General features: G+C 50.3%; 17 protein-coding genes. 5 read left to right on the forward strand and 12 right to left on the reverse strand.

The features are described 5' to 3' along the window. Positions 1-123: 123 nt before the first annotated feature. Positions 124-1,161, forward strand: coding sequence for a phospholipase A (locus CWE23_RS12170; protein WP_105307542.1), 1,038 nt, complete (start codon positions 124-126; stop codon positions 1,159-1,161). 1 nt (position 1,162) lies between these two features. Here the strand turns inward: CWE23_RS12170 and CWE23_RS12175 are convergent, their stop codons facing one another. Next, a complete protein-coding gene (locus CWE23_RS12175) occupies positions 1,163-1,714 on the reverse strand; it encodes a DUF1415 domain-containing protein (RefSeq protein ID WP_126820398.1) in 552 nt (183 codons plus the stop codon). A gap of 15 nt (positions 1,715-1,729) precedes the next feature. On the opposite strand from CWE23_RS12175, the gene CWE23_RS12180 reads away from it, so the two are divergent. Further along, complete coding sequence (locus CWE23_RS12180) at positions 1,730-2,188, forward strand: methyltransferase family protein (protein ID WP_126820399.1); 459 nt, start codon at positions 1,730-1,732, stop codon at positions 2,186-2,188. Positions 2,189-2,190: 2 nt separating this feature from the next. On the opposite strand, the gene yjjG is transcribed toward CWE23_RS12180, so the two are convergent. From yjjG to CWE23_RS12205, 5 genes are read right to left on the reverse strand one after another with little or no spacing between them, the layout of a single operon-like run. Next, entirely contained in the window at positions 2,191-2,874 is a 684-nt protein-coding gene (gene yjjG / locus CWE23_RS12185; RefSeq protein WP_105307545.1) for a pyrimidine 5'-nucleotidase, read from the reverse strand. A gap of 14 nt (positions 2,875-2,888) precedes the next feature. Next, positions 2,889-3,329 (reverse strand): nucleoside deaminase, encoded by a 441-nt coding sequence (locus CWE23_RS12190; RefSeq protein WP_105307546.1) that lies wholly within the window; start codon positions 3,327-3,329, stop codon positions 2,889-2,891. Next, entirely contained in the window at positions 3,322-3,840 is a 519-nt protein-coding gene (locus tag CWE23_RS12195; RefSeq protein ID WP_126820400.1) for a DUF2937 family protein, read from the reverse strand. Before CWE23_RS12195 ends, CWE23_RS12190 begins: the two co-directional genes overlap by 8 nt. A gap of 6 nt (positions 3,841-3,846) precedes the next feature. Further along, positions 3,847-4,425, reverse strand: coding sequence for a uracil-DNA glycosylase family protein (locus tag CWE23_RS12200; RefSeq protein WP_105307833.1), 579 nt, complete (start codon positions 4,423-4,425; stop codon positions 3,847-3,849). A gap of 16 nt (positions 4,426-4,441) precedes the next feature. Next, positions 4,442-5,224 carry a ferredoxin--NADP reductase gene (locus CWE23_RS12205; RefSeq protein ID WP_105307548.1) on the reverse strand — a complete coding sequence of 261 codons (783 nt, stop codon included), beginning with the start codon at positions 5,222-5,224 and terminating at the stop codon, positions 4,442-4,444. 109 nt (positions 5,225-5,333) lie between these two features. Between CWE23_RS12205 and CWE23_RS12210 the strand changes: the two genes are divergently transcribed. Continuing rightward, a complete protein-coding gene (locus CWE23_RS12210) occupies positions 5,334-6,389 on the forward strand; it encodes a PepSY-associated TM helix domain-containing protein (RefSeq protein WP_126820401.1) in 1,056 nt (351 codons plus the stop codon). 2 nt (positions 6,390-6,391) lie between these two features. Next, positions 6,392-7,222, forward strand: coding sequence for a DUF4198 domain-containing protein (locus CWE23_RS12215; protein WP_126820402.1), 831 nt, complete (start codon positions 6,392-6,394; stop codon positions 7,220-7,222). A 12-nt stretch (positions 7,223-7,234) separates the two neighbouring features. On the opposite strand, the gene CWE23_RS12220 is transcribed toward CWE23_RS12215, so the two are convergent. Next, a complete protein-coding gene (locus CWE23_RS12220) occupies positions 7,235-8,233 on the reverse strand; it encodes a Vgb family protein (RefSeq protein WP_126820403.1) in 999 nt (332 codons plus the stop codon). A gap of 112 nt (positions 8,234-8,345) precedes the next feature. On the opposite strand from CWE23_RS12220, the gene CWE23_RS12225 reads away from it, so the two are divergent. After that, positions 8,346-10,121: an SLC13 family permease gene (locus CWE23_RS12225; RefSeq protein WP_105307552.1), complete on the forward strand. Its 1,776-nt coding sequence runs from the start codon at positions 8,346-8,348 to the stop codon at positions 10,119-10,121. On the opposite strand, the gene CWE23_RS12230 is transcribed toward CWE23_RS12225, so the two are convergent. The 5 genes from CWE23_RS12230 to CWE23_RS12250 all read right to left on the reverse strand — a co-directional run bounded on the left by CWE23_RS12230 (position 10,115) and on the right by CWE23_RS12250 (position 14,135). Further along, entirely contained in the window at positions 10,115-11,251 is a 1,137-nt protein-coding gene (locus CWE23_RS12230) for a GNAT family N-acetyltransferase (protein WP_126820404.1), read from the reverse strand. The genes CWE23_RS12225 and CWE23_RS12230 overlap by 7 nt on opposite strands. A 12-nt stretch (positions 11,252-11,263) precedes the next feature. Then, a complete protein-coding gene (locus CWE23_RS12235; protein WP_126820405.1) occupies positions 11,264-12,094 on the reverse strand; it encodes a putative RNA methyltransferase in 831 nt (276 codons plus the stop codon). A 127-nt stretch (positions 12,095-12,221) separates the two neighbouring features. After that, positions 12,222-12,431: a cold-shock protein gene (locus CWE23_RS12240; RefSeq protein WP_105307555.1), complete on the reverse strand. Its 210-nt coding sequence runs from the start codon at positions 12,429-12,431 to the stop codon at positions 12,222-12,224. A 232-nt stretch (positions 12,432-12,663) separates the two neighbouring features. Continuing rightward, the gene (gene ctlX, locus CWE23_RS12245) at positions 12,664-13,563 is read right to left on the reverse strand and encodes a citrulline utilization hydrolase CtlX (protein ID WP_241970635.1); all 900 of its coding nucleotides are present in this window, start codon (positions 13,561-13,563) and stop codon (positions 12,664-12,666) included. A 98-nt stretch (positions 13,564-13,661) separates the two neighbouring features. Then, a complete protein-coding gene (locus CWE23_RS12250) occupies positions 13,662-14,135 on the reverse strand; it encodes a nucleoside deaminase (protein WP_105307556.1) in 474 nt (157 codons plus the stop codon). Positions 14,136-14,144 lie beyond the last annotated feature (9 nt).

A 14,144-nucleotide genomic window follows, 5' to 3' on the forward strand; every position in this document is an offset into this window, starting at 1 on the left:
TATAGCATAAAAATTCTGTAAATCTTACGTAAACTGATCGATATCAGACTAAGATAAAGTAATAACTGTTATGCACCGCCCGAACTCTCAGGGTTTGATTTCGCCGTTAAGGAAAAAACAACTATGCCGTTATCGAAGACAGCATCGCTGGCAACGCTATTGTCAGCGTTCGCATCCTTGCCTCTGCATGCGCAGGACATCAGCAGCCAGCAAAAGTGCCTGATCGATCGCTTACAAAGCGCCAGTGATGAAGTCACCGTTGCTGAAATAAAGGCCTGGTGCAGTGAATCACTGAAGCAACAGCAGCCGGCAGAGGACGTGGTCGAGGTTGACGCCGTTGCAGAACAACCTGGCGCATTAACGCAGCGCATTCGCAGTGAACAGGTCACCGAGTTCGATCCTTACGTACTAACGCCACATCGACGTAACTATATCTTACCGGTGCTGACCACCAATAACATTAACCGTCTTCAATACGCAGAAGTTGATGGCTATGAGAGCAACCTGGAAGAGTACGAGGCGAAATTCCAACTCAGTTTTAAAGTCCCTTTCAACAAGGAAAGTCTCTTGTTCGAAAAGGATAAACTGTTTTTTGGCTTCACCGTGCAGTCTTGGTGGCAGGTTTATTCCGACAATATTTCCAAGCCCTTCCGGGAAACCAATTACATGCCGGAAATTTTTTATGCGACACCAACTGGCTGGCACCCTTTTGGCACCAATACCGCCGTTGTGTTAGGAGCAGAGCATCTGTCTAACGGCCGGAGCCAGCCGCTGTCACGGAGCTGGAACCGAATTTATGCGCAGTTTGTTGTCGAAAAGGGTGACTGGGTATTTTCGTTAAAGCCGTGGATTAGAGTGCAAGAAGATCCCAAAGAAGACCCTCTGGATTCTAAGGGCGATGACAACCCCAACATTGAAGATTACGTCGGTAACTACGAGTTTGCCAGTGCCTATAATGACGGTGACTTTGAGTACATTTTACGACTGCGGCACGCTATTGACACCGGCCGTGGCTCTGCTGAGCTTAGCTGGACCTTCCCGTTATGGGGTAAGTTTACCGGCTACACCAGTGTCTTCACTGGCTACGGCGAGAGCTTAATTGACTACAACCACAAGCAAACTCGTTTCGGACTCGGCATTGCGCTGAATAATGTGCTGTAATTCAACCTCCTGAATTACGAATGTCTGCCAGTATGCGCTCAAAAAAGTCCGCGCCTTTACGCCGTGCAAACTCGATGTTCCGCAGCGGAATTTGTTCAGGGTCGGGGGTTTGTTTAAGCACTTCCTCCATTGAGGCTTCACGGAGTAAATGCAGCGTAGGATAGGGCGCACGGTTGGTGTAATTAGCCGGATCGTCCTGTTGCTCACCCTCAAAACAATAATCGGGATGGAAGTGTGCTAATTGGTACACGCCATCATAACCGCTCATTGACATGAGTTGTTCGGCAACGGTGATTACGTCGAGAAAGTCAGCAAACGACGATAGCCCGGGTATGATCAGTAGGGTTGTTTCAACGGCCGGCTGTTCATCAAGAATACGGCACTCGCTAACCACCCGCTCCAGATGCGCCTCAACGTCGTTGCCATTGTCCACCACATAACGAATAGAACGACGCTCCAGTTCGCGTCGCGCGAAAGGGCAAATGGTGTATTTTACGATCAGCCGTTGCACCCACGCTTGGGTTTGGCTGATAATCAGTTCATCGCTCGACACAAAAGCTCCTAAATAATGAAAGCGCTCGAACTTAAAGTACCACCGGTGGTACTCGTCATTCTTATCGCCGGTATCATGTTGCTACTATCGCCCTTGTTCCCACAGGTCCATTTTCAGCCGTTACCCAACTGGATCATCGCCATCATAGCGGCCCTCGGGGTCATCATCCCATTGATCGGGGTAATCAGTTTCAAACGCGCTGCCACCACACCGGATCCTCGGGATCCAACAAAAACCAATAGTCTGGTCACTACCGGTATCTACCGCTATACCCGCAACCCCATGTATCTTGGGTTTGCCCTACTGTTACTGGCGTGGGGTCTGTACCTGGCCAACATGGCAACATTGTTTGGCTTGCCCGCCTATATGTTTTACATGAACCAGTTTCAGATTAAGCCAGAGGAGCGCGCCCTCGCTGAAAAGTTTGGCCGCGACTACACCCAGTATCGCCAAAAGACAAAGCGCTGGTTGTGATATCAGCGCTCGTTTAATAACGATGTCAGCTGGTCTAAGTGAGTAATGGTATGGTGTGGCCGAATATCCTCGGGTAACTGGCTGTTGTCACGGTTAAACCAACAAGTATGCCAGCCCGCATTGAGGCCGCCCAAAATGTCTGAATGCGGGTTATCGCCAACCATTAAAATACGCTCAGGCGCTGGCTGCTCGCTCATATGGTTTTTGTGGGTATAGTGAAAGATTTCAGGATCCGGCTTAGCGACTCCGAGCTGCTCGGAAACCACCAGGAAATCAAAATACTTAGCGGTCTTCGTCTTTTCTAACCGCTCCTGCTGAAGCTCAACAAAACCATTTGTGATTATCCCCATTTTCGCTTTGCCGTGCAGTGACTCAAGCAGCCGCTCAGTGCCTTCAATGGTTTCACAAATAGTCGCCATACAGCTCATAAACTCTGTGTTAATGGCTTCTGACGGTTTGCCAAGCTTTTGTTCCCACGGCACAAAGCGCCGTTGCTTGATGTCTTTTGCGGTTAATTCTCCGCGTTGAAATCCTTGCCAAAGAGGCTGGTTTACCTGCTTAAATTCGGTAAAGGTCGCATCGTCAAACGGCAGTTCATAGCGGCCGAATAACGCTTCAAGCCCCTGCCGTGCATCGAACGTAAAGAGGGTTTCATCAGCATCAAAAACAACCCAATCGTAAGGCATTACCACTCCTCAGATTATTCGCAGCCGATATCCTCATGCCAAAGCTGAGGCGACTGCTGTATAAATTTTTCCATCAACGCAATACAGGGTTCTGCCTGCAACACGTTAACTTCAACGCCACGGGATTTTAACAGTTCCTCTTCACCCATAAAGGTTTTGTTTTCACCGATGACAACCTTAGGTATGCCATACAACAAAATCGCCCCTGTGCACATAGCGCAGGGCGAAAGCGTCGTATACAGCACGCTGTTTTTATAAACAGCGGCTGGCTGACGCCCGGCATTTTCCAGCGCATCCATCTCGCCGTGTAATGTTGCACTGCCTTTCTGCACTCGCTGGTTATGACCACGACCAATGATTTCACCGTCATGCACAATCACCGAACCAATCGGTATTCCGCCGGTTTCCATGCCCTTTTTGGCCTCTGCCAGCGCAGCTTCCATAAACTTATCCATGCTGTTCTCCTCGTGGTTTGCGGTTAACTGGCCACAATAGCAACCTCAGTAACAGTTCGCCGACACAAGCCAGTAGAAAACCAATGATTAATGCCGTAATTATGGCATCCGGTGTTAAGCGAATCGCGTAATCATAGCTTTGCCTGACTTCCTGCCGAATCGATCCAACCGGACTTAAAAAGGTCTGTTGATAGGCCGCCAAACTGCCACTTTGAAAGTTCTGATGAGCAATTTGCAGTTGCTGATAACGCTGATAAATATTGTCGATGCTGTCACCACCGTCTTTAAATACGTGGTCGTCCGATGCCTTGTAATACACAATCAGCTTTTCCAGGTCACCGTCAAAGTATTTATCCGCTTCCTGCTGAAACTGTGCCAGATTCTGTTGTATCTCAAGATAATGAGATTGCAACGCTTTGCCATACTGATCGACAAAATGAGGGACCTGCACACCGGCCAGGACGCCTAACACGAACAGTATTAAGCGGCCATAAGAATAGATAATTCGCATGATGGGTTACCTCAGCTGTGCAATACGCCGTTTTAGTTCAGGCACAACTTCAGCCTCGAACCAGGGATTCTTTCGCAACCACAGATTATTACGCGGGCTGGGGTGTGGCAATGGCAATACGCCCTGCTGTAAGGTGTTTTGCCAGTTTTTTACACGCTCAGTCAGTGTTTGTCGGCCCTGCGCTGCTAGATGCCATTGTTGCGCATATTGGCCAATGGCCAGTATCAATTGAATATTAGGAAGCTCTGTCAGAATAGTGGCCCGCCAAGTGTCGGCGCATTCTTTTCGCGGTGGTAGGTCACCCGACTTACCGGTACCCGGATAACAAAACCCCATGGGGACGATGGCCAACTGGCGGGGATCATAAAAACTGTCCTTATCGATACCCATCCAGTCCCTCAACCGATCCCCGCTCGGGTCGTCAAAAGGTTTTCCGGACGCGTGTACTCGGCGTCCGGGCGCTTGCCCTGCAACCAAAATGCGCGCGTCTGGATGAAACTGCACAACCGGCCGCGCACCCAATGGCAAATGCTTTTCGCAGAGCTGGCAAGCACGTATGTCCGTTAACAGTTGGTGCCAGCTGATGGTGCTCTCCGTACGATTACTTTTCGATAAAAGCCTGTTCAATCACGTAGTCACCCTGCTTCCGGGAAGTCGCTTTGGTGAATCCACGCCGATCTAATATGGCCATGATATCTTCAAGCATAGCGTTGTTTCCGCAAAGCATAAAGCGATCAGACTCCGGGTTGATGGCTGGCAGACCGAGCTGTTGCGTCAGGGTATCGGTTTCCAGTAGTTGTGTAATACGTTGTTGATGCGCCTCATCGCGGAACGGCTCGCGTGTTACGGTAGGGTAGTAAAGCAGTTTCTCTTTAACCCAGTCACCAAAAAATTCGTTGTTCGGTAACTCCTCACATATTTCTTTTTGGTAGGCCAGTTCCGACACGTAACGGACACCATGAACCAGCACGATCTTATCAAATCGCTCATACATGTCCGGATCTTTTATCACGCTCATAAAAGGCGCCAGCCCCGTGCCGGTAGCCAGTAAATAGAGGTTTTTTCCAGGCAACAAATGACCGGGCACCAGCGTCCCTGTCGGCCGGGTCGACAGCACCACCTCATCACCCACCTGAATGTGTTGCAGGCGTGACGTTAACGCACCATCCGGCACTTTAATGCTAAAAAATTCCAGTTCATCCTCGTAATTGGCGCTGGCAATACTATAGGCACGCAATAACGGTTTGTCCTCAAGTTGCAGCCCCATCATCACGAATTGCCCATTCTCGAAGGTAAACGTCGGTTTTCGGGTAGTTTTAAAACTGAACAAGGTGTCATTCCAGTGACGTACTTGAGTGACGGTTTCGGAAATAATACTTCTCATAGCACCTTCTCTTAACGGTTACTTAAAAATCCATCCACAAACTCTAAATTGTAAATGCGAATTGTTTTCATATAGAGTAACACTAAGTTGTTTTGTTCCCAAATTAAACATGCGCGCGAAGACAATAAAAGACTGGCACTGGATAAGCTCGGCGGTCTGCCTCATCGGCATCCTGCTGTTTTCAATTACTGGTATTACGCTCAACCACGCGGGCTGGATCGAATCCAGCCCAACGGTGGAAAGCTTTGACAGCGTGCTGCCGCCGGCTGAGTTAGCACAGCTTTCCAACGCATCAGGCGATGATAACCTACCGCCGGCATTTCATCGTTGGTTTGAATCAATCACGGGCGCCGCCATCAGTAACAATGCACAAATCGAGTGGAACGATTACGAACTCTACGTTGGCATGCCGAAGCCAGGTGGTGATGCTTGGTTTAGCGTTGATCTCGACAACGGGGCTGTCTACGGCGAACGTACCGACCGCGGCTGGATTGCTTATTTTAATGATCTCCACAAAGCCCGTAACACCGGCGCTATCTGGAGCCTGTTTATCGATCTCTTTGCACTTGCGAGCATTATTTTTACGGTTACGGGGTTATTACTATTGAGTAAATACAGCAAGGGCCGAAAATCCACCTGGCCACTGGTCCTGGCCGGCTTCTTGATTCCGTTATTTGCCATCATCGGTTCGGCTCACGCCAAAGCAGTTAAGCAAGCGGAGCTGACCGTTGAAATACCGCGACTAGAGGTTGCCGAATATCACCCTCCCTACCTCGCCGTTTGGCTGGCCGATAAGCGACACCAGCGGGTCGTTGATGTTGCGGTTTGGTACGATCTCAAACTGGCTGACCAAGAAGGCGAGAAATGGCTGAAAGATTTGCGCCAATGGTGGCGCCGCAGTGGCCGTATGGCTGATATGCCGATTGACGGTGTTTCCGGAGCTACTCGTCGCCCCGGCATCCAGCGCATTGATCTGTCAGCGCTTACACGCTCATTTAAACAACTCGGCGACGGTACTTACTACCTCTACATCGAAGCCGCCAGGGAAGTTGGCGGGAGAGAACTGATTCGCATCCCGCTCCAGCTTCCGCTTACCGAACCCCTTAAGTTTTCTGATTCCGGCGAGCATGAGCTTGGCCGTATTACCCTGACTTTGGAGCCTTGAACATGAAACTATCATCTGTGCTAACCACCAGCCTGGCGGTATTGACTTTATTCGCCAGCACCAGCAGCACGGCTCATCGTGTTTGGATTAAACCCAGCGCCACCGTGGTATCCGGTGACTCAGAATGGGTCACCTTTGATGCCGCCATTGCCAACGGCATTTTTTACCCAGATCATTACCCGCTTGGCCTCGACCGCGTAAACGCTATGGGTCCTGATGGTAATGAACTGAGTTTACAGAACGACCATAAAGGTAAGTACCGCTCGGTGTTCGATCTGGAACTCCAGCAGCAAGGCACCTACACCGTATACTCCGCCAGCTCGGGGCTGACCGCACGCTGGGTCGACGAGCAGGGTGAGAAAAAATTCTGGCCACCTCGTGGCGTGCAAAAAACCGACCAGGACTTCGATAAGGAAGTGCCAAAAAATGCCAGAGAGCTACAAGTCAGTGAACGCTCACGTCGTGTTGAGACTTTTGTGACGGTAGGGGCACCGACTTACGATACCCTGGGCGCGACCGGCAAAGGACTGGAGCTGGAACCGGTAACCCACCCTAACGACTTATACACCGGCGAGAACATCACCTTTAGATTCACCATTGACGGTGAAGCGGCAGCAAACGCAACGCTGGTTTTGGTCAAAGACGGCGAACGCTATCGTGACCAAACCAACGCGCTTCAACTGACCACCGATAAAAAAGGTGAAGTTAGCTTCAGTGTGAGCGAAGCCGGCATGTATTGGCTTGAAGCCGAGTACCAGGACAATAACGGCGAAGCACCGGCAACGCAGCGCCAGGGTTCTTACGTCGCCGTACTCGAAATTTTACCGTTGTAATCGGCGCCTGGTTTAAGGGGTTAACCTAACGACCCCTACCGTATCAACATCCGTGCCAAACCAGATGGCGTCGCTGGCTTCATCGTAATACATATGGCGAATGGTGCCACCGCCACTGGGGATAGGCATGGGCTCGGAGAACGTTTTGCTGTCGGTATCAAAACCCACCAACCGGTTTGGTTGCATACCCGTTTCCACAAACCACACGTCATCACGTTTGTCGATTGCCATCCCGTAAGGTCGTGAATTGATTTCTCCGGGCGCTCGCCAGTCGTTATTTTCGCCGGTTTGTGGATCGTACGACCCAACGTAGCCCTGATTATAATCAACGTACCAAATCACACCATCACTGCTCATACCCAGGCGACGAGGACGGTTGTCTTCACGATCAAGTTCGATTTCTTTAAGCTGACCTTTGTCGATGGTTGCCAACTTGTTGGTACCGAATAATGTTGCCCAGGGTTTGTCATTCTCGACAATGAGGCCATAGGGACGGGCACTGTCGGTGGGCACATCCCACAGCATAATTTGCTCACTTTCTGTGTCGAGAAAGCCGAGCTGATTACCGTTTTGTACCGTAAAATAAATATCACCATCGCTGGTGAAGTCCATGGTGTGACTGTCTTTGGTACCGGCTCCCGGCAACTCGAAACGTTTTACCTCACCGTTTTCCGGATTCACCAGGCCGATGTGCTCATCAAGGTTGCCGGCATACCAAGCTCCGCGATCGTCAACGATAACCGTATGTGGGTGTGCTCCCTCGGGGATTTCATAGCGTTTAAACTCACCGGACTCTGGATTCAATGTCGCTACATAATTGCCTGACTGACCGACAAACCAGACCGTCCCCTCGTGCAGCCAAGGATCCCGCGGACGGGAATCCTCCCACGGCACTTTCCATTCTTGTATCTCGGCCGTTGCCAAACCACGGTGATCGTCCGCTAGCGCTGGCACACTCATTAACAGCGCCAGACTCGCCGTCGATAATGCAGAACAGGTAAGCTGTTTCATTCGTTCGCTCCTCTTGTGAACGTTTCTATTAGGTATAGTTAAACTCTGGTGCTAGTACAACGTAAAACAACTGTGTAATCTGACGATTAAACATCATTAGGAACAAAACCAGATGCTGGATCAGTGGCTCATCGGCGGTATTTTGATCGCTATGTTAATTTTATTGGTGCTGGATAAGTGGCGTTACGATCTGGTCGCTATGATGGCGCTATTAACGGCTGCTGTGCTCGGTCTGGTTCCCACCAGTGAGGTATTCAGTGGCTTTGGTAACGCGGCCGTTATTACCGTGGCCGCCGTCTTAATCATCAGTCAGGCGTTGTGGCGCTCCGGCGTCGTCGACGCGCTTGCCGGCTGGATGAAAAACATCGGTTCAAATGGGTTTCTGCAACTGGTGGCATTAACCTCTGTCACAACGGTCTGCTCGGCCTTCATCAGCAACACCGGTACCATGGCCATCATGATCCCGGTTGCCCTGCAACTTGCCCAAAACAGTGGTAACAATCCGTCTAAATTGCTGATGCCGATGGCTTTTGGCTCGCTGCTCGGCGGTGCTATTACCATGGTTGGTACACCGCCCAACATTATTATTTCGGACATCCGCCGCGACACCGTTGGTGATGCCTTCGGTATTTTTGATTTTACCCCGGTAGGGCTCGGCATTGCAGTAGCCGGCTTGCTGTTCATGTGGCTGCTCAGTCAATGGCTGGTGCCGGCGAAATCCGGACGCAGTAAGTCGCAATCCTTATACGATGTCAGTAGTTATTTGACCGAGCTTTACGTACCCGAAAAATCGAGTTTTATCGGCGAAACGTTATTCGAGCTGGAAAACCGCAGCGAAGACGATTTCGTGATTGTAGCACTGCAACGCGGCGAACAACGCTGGTCAGCCCCCGCCCGTTATTTACGGCTTAAAGCCGACGACGTACTGATTGTAGAAGCAAACGCTGAAACCATTCAGCAAGTCATTGATGGCACCGGCCTTGAGCTTAACGCCGACGAGGAAATCGATGACCGCTTTTTAAAATCCGATGACATCACGGTGCTCGAAGGGATTGTCGGCCACGATTCACGCCTTATTGGCCGCTCTGCCGGCGACATCCGCCTGCGGAGCCGGTACGGCATTAACGTACTGGGTGTCGCCCGGCAGGGACAAAAGCTCGGCACGGTATTAGCCAACATCCGCTTTAAACCCGGTGATGTCCTGTTGCTGCAGGGCGATGCAGAAACATTGAACGACGTATTCCAACGATTTGGCTGCTTTCCGCTGGCACAACGGAGCCTGCGTATCGGCTCTAGCAAAAAACTACTGCTGCCGCTGGGTATTTTTGTCAGCACCATCGTAGCTGCAGCCCTGGGGTTATTATCCGTTCCGGTTGCCTTTTCGCTTGCCGCCGGGTTAATGGTACTGACCAATATCCTGCCCTTGCGCGAGCTTTATGACAGCATCGATTGGCCCATCATCGTGTTGTTGGGCGCAACCATACCTCTGGGGAGCGCTTTAGAGCGCAGTGGTGCCGCGGACACCATCGCCAATGCGGTATTGGTTCTCAGTGATGGTTCGCCTGAATTTATTGCCGTCGGCTTACTGCTGTTAGTCACTCTGATCCTCTCAAATATCGTCAATAATGCCGCTGCCGCGGTGCTGATGGCACCGATTGGGATCAGTATGGCCAACAGCTTTGGTGCTAGCATCGACCCCTTCCTGATGGCCGTTGCAATAGGCGCGGCAGTGCCGTTTTTAACACCGATAGGGCATCAGTCTAATATTCTCGTCATGGGGCCGGGCGGTTACAGTTTCAGCGACTACTGGAAACTCGGTCTGCCGTTGTCACTGTTAGTGTGCGCGGTTGCACTGGTGTTAATCATGTGGGTATGGCCTCTTTACTGATCCGGCTGTTTATAAGGCGTATAACCGTGTAATGTGTGTAAATGCTCACGCAAAGCACGGCGCTCTTGCAGACAGTAATCGGCAATCGCGTCGTTTAACGGCGATTCCGCGAAGCGATAAAAGCCCTCACGCAGCACCGGTTCGAAGCCTCGATGCAATTTATGCTCCCCCTGTGCGCCGGCATCAAAGTAGCGCAGACCCTGTTTGATGCAATAATCGATGCCCTGATAATAACAGGCTTCAAAATGCAGAAACTCCAGTTCCTGTCGGCAGCCCCAGTAACGGCCGTAAAGGGTATCAGAACCTTTAAAACACAATGACGCGGCGACCAGAATGCCATCTTGATACGCCGCAAACACAACGATGTATGGTGTCAATTGCTCGCCCCAAAGCCGCAATGTAGTGGGCGTCAGGTAACCTCCGTGACCCGACCGTTTTAGGTAGGTGCGTTGGTAAAACACACTCAACTGTTGCCAAAATTCCGCATCCAGTTCCTCACCGTGCAATGTACGCAGTTCTATATTCTGCTCAGTGACCTGGCGGCGCTCTTTACGGATCGATTTCCGTTTGCGCGACACCAGCGTTGCCAGAAAGTCATCGAAACAGCGGTAACTTCGATTCTGCCACAAAAACTGAATATCAAACCGTTGCCACCAGCCCTGTGCTTCCAGCACGGCACTGAAATCCGACTCAACGTATAAACATTGTATGTTGCTGACATCGTGCGCTTTGGCTAACGCCGCTTCGATACGCATCAGCACCTCGCCAGTATTGATGCCCTTGGCAACTGCCAATCGCGGCCCCTGACACGGCGTAAACGGAATCGCATTGATGAGCTTGGGATAGTAGCGTAAGCCGTAACGCTCAAACGCTTCAGCAAACGCCCAGTCAAACAGATACTCACCGTAAGAATGGGTCTTTTTAAACCAGGGCATTATTGCGATCAGCCGATTCGAGTCATCATAGACCACGGCGTATTGCGGCAACCAGCCTCGCTGTTGACCAATACTTCCGCCCTGTTCCAGCGCCAGAAAAAATCCATAGCGCATAAACGGATAACAACGACCGACCAAATTATCCCAGTCGCTCTGAGCAATTGCAGTAACACTGGATAGCAGAGTAACGCGCATCGCAAGGCGGCCTCAGTTGGCGGTAAATATTCTGACCCAGATATCGGCCGTCAGCGACAACTTATCAAGTTGACCGGCGCGTTCACGACCTTCTTTACTACTACGGTAGAGGTGCGGGGTCATGATCAACAAATCCTGGATACTGTCGTTATCCGTCAATTCTACGGTGAATGTCAGCCGTTGCTCCGAGCTAAGTGCCCACTCAGCAGAACTAACGGGCAAATCGTCTGCCTTAGTCTTAACTTCTGGATAAATGATCCGCTTTAACTCGATGAGATGGTGCGGTGCAGGATCCACCATCAATAGACGCCCCCCGGGCTTCAACACCCGCTTAAACTCCGCACTGACCGGAAACCCAAATACGCACAACAGGGTATCGACGCTATGATCAGCCAATGGAATCGAATTATTTGACGCCACCAGCCAGCTAATACGCTTGTCCTGCTTTGCCGCTGCCTGCACGGCCCACTTGGAAATATCCAGTGCCGCAACCGTTACATCCGTCGACACCTGCTCAGCACCATCAATAATATGGCGTAAGTAATACCCTTCGCCACAGCCAGCATCCAGCAAGCTCTGCTCGCCAGTTTCTAGCACGGCATCTGCTATCACCTGCGCCAGCGGTTGATAAGTCCCCCGCGCCAGAAAACGCTGGCGCGCCTGCACCATCGCTTTGCTGTCTCCGGGGTCTTTCGACCGTTTGTTCTGTACCGGCAGTAAATTAACGTAGCCCTGCTTTGCCACATCGAAACTGTGACCGTCGGGACAGCGCCAACTGCGTTCATGTAAGCTCAGCGCGGTACCGTCGAGCGGACAGATAAGGGTTGTCAGAGCTTGCGTCACGTTGTGCTCCTGGTATCAATGTATCATACCATTCTAAAGAGTTTTATGATGAATTTCAGACACAAAAAAAGCAGCCCGTGGGCTGCTCTTCATAATTTTTGCTTACTTAAAAGCTAGTCCAGACGCATTACAGCGCTTGGATGTTCTCAGCTTGAGGACCTTTAGGACCCTGGGTTACTGAGAAAGAAACGCGTTGGCCTTCGGTCAGCGTTTTAAAACCATCGCTAACGATAGCGCTAAAGTGAGCAAATACGTCTGCGCCACCTTGCTGCTCGATGAAACCAAAACCTTTTGCTTCGTTAAACCACTTAACAACACCGTTTACTGAATTAGACATAATCATATCCTGAAAATTTTAAAATATATAAGTACCGGACCGAGACAATCTCGACGCCGATGATCGTGCGGGGTAAAAAATGTGAAACTTAAAACTACAGGACGAGACGATTACTTCTAATAATGCAACGTAGAGGAGTGTTTAACTAACTGTTTCTTATCCAACGCCGCCCACTTTACGCGCTTTAAATATAAAGTCAAATAATATTATCAATTAATTTTATAAAAGTGGTTTATGCTGGCTTGAACACCTGTGCCAGCATGCAGCGAATGGAGCCACCGCCTAATTCTATGGTGGGGACTGGCATTGGCACCAACTTAACCCACTGCGCTAAATGGATTTTTTGTTCATTGGTCAGCGCTTCGACAGCCGTGGTTGATAATGCTAACAACTTGCCGTTTTTGGCATCTAATTCCAACGTATTACCAGCAAACTGCGCGATCTGTGTTTCACTCAGCTCAATCAACGCTTTACCGCTGTGCTGAATCGCAGTAATAACGCGTTGCCGTGCTTTTTCCTCAATCATATCAAGTGCTACCATGACAAATTCGGTACCCACCGCCATGATAACATTGGTGTGGTAAACCGGCGTGCCGGCGCTGTTACTTGCATCAAAAACCACGGGCTGGTAACCCAGACGTTCGCACAGCGAATTCAACGCTGCTTCGTGCATTCGTTTAGAACGCGCCGCATAAGCCAATTTAGCCTGATGGTCGAAGACAATCGCCCCCGTTCCCTCTAAAAACTGTTCTTTTTGCTCTAAACCGGAGAGATCTAGCGTAGTTGAGTACTTATAGCGGCTTTGCAGAAACTCAATGATGTCGGCGCGGCGCTCTTTACGGCGGTTATTACTAAACATCGGATACAGCACCAATTCACCAGACGCATGAGTACTAAACCAATTATTAGGGAATACCGAATCCGGTGTGTAAGTAGTTTCATCCTCAAACAGATGAACCGTGATGCCTTGCTCCCGCAGCGTATTGGCCACATCAGTCACTTCGTCATAGGCTTTTTGCGCCACATCATTTGCCTGCGACACCGACTGAAAGGTGTTATCAGCTAATGTTTCCGGGTTCGACCTAAAGTGGTGCGGACGCACCATAACAACGGTATCGGACGACTGCTTCATAAGATTTTCGGGCTAATAAATTTGCGCGCAGTTATAGCAATTTGATGACTCGCCCGCAACGGGCAAAGTTCAGTGAACGAACCAAGATCGGCTTACCGCTAACTTTTCTCGGCTGCTACATAAGCTTTGTGCAGTTGATACATTCGGGGCAGTAAGTTATCGACTGGGCCCTCGACTTCAACTTCCGGTGCGATATCCTTAATCGGAAGCTGACTCACACGAGACTCTCCTAAACCAAATTCCTTATGCCACTGGGTCAGCTGTTCAGTCGAATGAATATAAATTACTTTACCTAGCTCAGCCCAACCATGGGCAGCAGAGCACATAGGGCAGTGCTCACCAGAAGTATACATGATGGTATTTCGGCGCTGCTCTCGTGTCAGATTTTTAGCCGCCCAACGCGCCAGCTCAATCTCGGGATGGTAGGTTCTATCCACACTATTCACACGATTCCGGTCTTCTTTTAACACGTTACCGTTTTCATCGACCAACACCGAACCAAACGGCGCATCACCTGCTTTAAGTGCCTCTTCCGCCAGCGCAACGCAACGTAGAAGATGTGGATTAATCATCGCTTTACC

It is taken from the genome of Idiomarina aquatica, from assembly GCF_003987185.1.
Classification (GTDB): Bacteria; Pseudomonadota; Gammaproteobacteria; order Enterobacterales; family Alteromonadaceae; genus Idiomarina; species Idiomarina aquatica.